The sequence below is a fragment of the Dyadobacter sp. SRI_021 genome (assembly GCF_057586235.1).
Genome location: NZ_JBYCZM010000055.1, coordinates 1 through 302, shown reverse-complemented (window position 1 = coordinate 302; position 302 = coordinate 1). Strand labels below are relative to the sequence as shown.

Here is a 302-nt window from a genome sequence, read left to right as displayed (position 1 = left end):
ATCGCTGATGCCAGCCAACCCGGTGTTTACAAGCTGTTGGCTGAGGAGGGCAGTGCCGACGGGAAGTGGCCGGCAGCTTTGCTGGATCCGGGTACCTACCGCTTTTATGCCAAAGTCAAAACTGCGAGCACTACGTTCACTACCAGCTATATTACCGTTACGCTGACTGCCCCTGCTGTGACAGGTTGCCCCTCACTGACGGGCAGTATGCTCTCGCCAGCCAATAACGCGAGTGTGGTAGGAACGGCCAGCACGACGACCGCTGGCAGGGTGATCACTGCCCTGAGCGTATCGACTTGTGT

The 302-nt window shown here is 57.9% G+C and carries 1 protein-coding gene; it reads left to right on the top strand.

The window, feature by feature from the left end:
• Positions 1-302: hypothetical protein (locus tag AC2YIT_RS32245; protein ID WP_487281954.1), on the top strand; the 302-nt coding region annotated here is incomplete at both ends.